Origin of the sequence: Mycobacterium sp. NPDC051804 (assembly GCF_044452905.1) — a bacterium.
Taxonomy (GTDB): domain Bacteria; phylum Actinomycetota; class Actinomycetes; order Mycobacteriales; family Mycobacteriaceae; genus Mycobacterium.
Map to the genome: position 1 here is coordinate 1 of NZ_JBITCD010000016.1, position 3,033 is coordinate 3,033.

At 55.1% G+C, this 3,033-nt stretch carries 1 rRNA gene; it reads right to left on the minus strand.

Annotated features, from left to right (window positions below):
* Positions 1 to 2,746, minus strand: a 23S ribosomal RNA gene (locus ACIA48_RS30210); the annotation flags it as partial.
* Between the last annotated feature and the right edge of the window lie 287 nt (positions 2,747 to 3,033).

Sequence of the window (3,033 nt, forward strand, 5' to 3'; positions counted from 1 at the left end):
CCAGGATGCGACGAGCCGACATCGAGGTGCCAAACCATCCCGTCGATATGGACTCTTGGGGAAGATCAGCCTGTTATCCCCGGGGTACCTTTTATCCGTTGAGCGACACCCCTTCCACTCGGGGGTGCCGGATCACTAGTCCCGACTTTCGTCCCTGCTTGACATGTACGTCTCGCAGTCAAGCTCCCTTGTGCACTTACACTCAACACCTGATTGCCGTCCAGGTTGAGGGAACCTTTGGGCGCCTCCGTTACATTTTAGGAGGCAACCGCCCCAGTTAAACTACCCACCAGGCACTGTCCCTGAACCGGATATACGGTTCGAGGTTAGAGGCCCAATACGATCAGAGTGGTATTTCAACAACGACTCCACAATCACTGGCGTGACTGCTTCATAGTCTCCCACCTATCCTACACAAACCGTATCGAGCACCAATACCAAGTTGTAGTGAAGGTCCCGGGGTCTTTTCGTCCTGCCGCGCGTAACGAGCATCTTTACTCGTAATGCAATTTCGCCGAGTCTATGGTTGAGACAGCTGAGAAGTCGTTACGCCATTCGTGCAGGTCGGAACTTACCCGACAAGGAATTTCGCTACCTTAGGATGGTTATAGTTACCACCGCCGTTTACTGGGGCTTAAATTCTCCGCTTCACCCCGAGGGGTTAACGGGTCCTCTTAACCTTCCAGCACCGGGCAGGCGTCAGTCCGTATACATCGTCTTGCGACTTCGCACGGACCTGTGTTTTTAGTAAACAGTCGCTTCTCACTGGTTTGTGCCACCCACTCACGCTTGGGCCGTAAAGGCTTACACGCCATGTGGGTCCCCCTTCTCCCGAAGTTACGGGGGCATTTTGCCGAGTTCCTTAACCATAGTTCACTCGTACGCCTTGGTATTCTCTACCTGACCACCTGTGTTGGTTTGGGGTACGGGCCGTGTAACCGCTCGCTAGAGGCTTTTCTCGACAGCATAGGATCACCGAATTCGCCTCACTCGGCTATGCATCACCTCTCAGGCTTAATGAGTGACGGATTTACCTATCACTCGCCCTACAGGTTTGCCCCAGTATTACCACTGACTGGTACGGCTGCCTTCCTGCGTCACCCCATCGCTTGACTACTACCCAACCGGGTCCCACGCAGCGGGCGGTCCTCGCACCCCGAAGGGATTGATGAACCACCGTTTGGGTGGTTAGCAGATTGGATTCGTCAGGGACGCTGATACACGGGTACGGGAATATCAACCCGTTGTCCATCGACTACGCCTGTCGGCCTCGCCTTAGGTCCCGACTCACCCTGGGCGGACTGGCCTGGCCCAGGAACCCTTGGTCTTCCGGCGGGCAAGGTTCTCACTTGCCTTATCGCTACTCATGCCTGCATTCTCACTCCCACACCCTCCACAGCACCATCACTAGGCTGCTTCACTGGATGCAGGACGCTCCCCTACCCAGCCATTTAACTGGCTGCCGCGGCTTCGGCGGTGTGCTTGAGCCCCGCTACATTATCGGCGCACAATCACTTGACCAGTGAGCTATTACGCACTCTTTCAAGGGTGGCTGCTTCTAAGCCAACCTCCTGGTTGTCTTCGCGACTGCACATCCTTTTCCACTTAGCACACGCTTAGGGGCCTTAGCCGGCGATCTGGGCTGTTTCCCTCTCGACGCACGGAGCTTATCCCCCGCCGTCTCACTGCCACACTCTTTGACTTGTCGGCATTCGGAGTTTGGCTGACGTCAGTAACCTAGTAGGGCCCATCGGCCATCCAGTAGCTCTACCTCCAACAAGAAACGTGTAACGCTGCACCTAAATGCATTTCGGGGAGAACCAGCTATCACGGAGTTTGATTGGCCTTTCACCCCTACCCACAACTCATCCCCTCAGTCTTCAACCTAAGTGGGTTCGGGCCTCCACAACATCTTACTGCTGCTTCACCCTGGCCATGGGTAGATCACTCCGCTTCGGGTCCAGAACACACCACTACACCAATCCCTACGAATTGGATACGCCCTATTCAGACTCGCTTTCGCTGCGGCTACCCCACCCGGGTTAACCTCGCGACATGTCCCTGACTCGCAGGCTCATTCTTCAAAAGGCACGCCATCACCCCACGACAAGTCGAGGGCTTTGACGGATTGTAGGCACACGGTTTCAGGTACTCTTTCACTCCCCTCCCGGGGTACTTTTCACCATTCCCTCACGGTACTAATCCGCTATCGGTCACTGGGAAGTATTCAGGCTTACCGAGTGGTCTCGGCAGATTCACAGCAGATTTCACGGGCCCGCTGCTACTCGGGGACACTGCGACAACAGGCAATGAGTTTTCGGTTACGGGGCTCTCACCCTCTACGGACAGGCCATCCCAGACCACTTCACCTAACCCACTGCTTTATCACTGTTGCCTCGATCGGCGGATCAAGGAACACAGACCCCACAACACCGCACACACAACCCCCGCCGGGTATCACATGCACACGGTTTAGCCATCCTCCGCTTTCGCTCGCCACTACTCACGGAATCACTTTTGTTTTCTCTTCCTACGGGTACTGAGATGTTTCACTTCCCCGCGTTCCCCCCCACTACCTATGTATTCAGTAGTGGGTGACACGACATCACTCGTGCCGGGTTTCCCCATTCGGACATCCTCGGATCCACGCTCGGTTGACAGCTCCCCGAGGCATAACGCAGCCTCCCACGTCCTTCATCGGCTCCCAGTGCCAAGGCATCCACCATGCGCCCTAAAACACTTACAACACAAAACAGTTAAAAATTCTCGGAAGAATCAAAAATTGCATTATCTACACACACAAAAGACACCAACCCCCACAACGAAGGTCAGCGCCCCATGCGCGCTAGATGCTCGCAACCACTATCCACAAATCAAACACCACACCCCACCACCAAAGCAGGGCGACAACAACCAAACCCCTCTCACGAGGGCAACCCCCATGAAGGCGAGTCACATCCATCTCCGGTTTCCCACACTCGGGACAAAGAGATAGCGGGCTTGTTGTCTCAAAGCCCAATAGTGTGTCTGGTA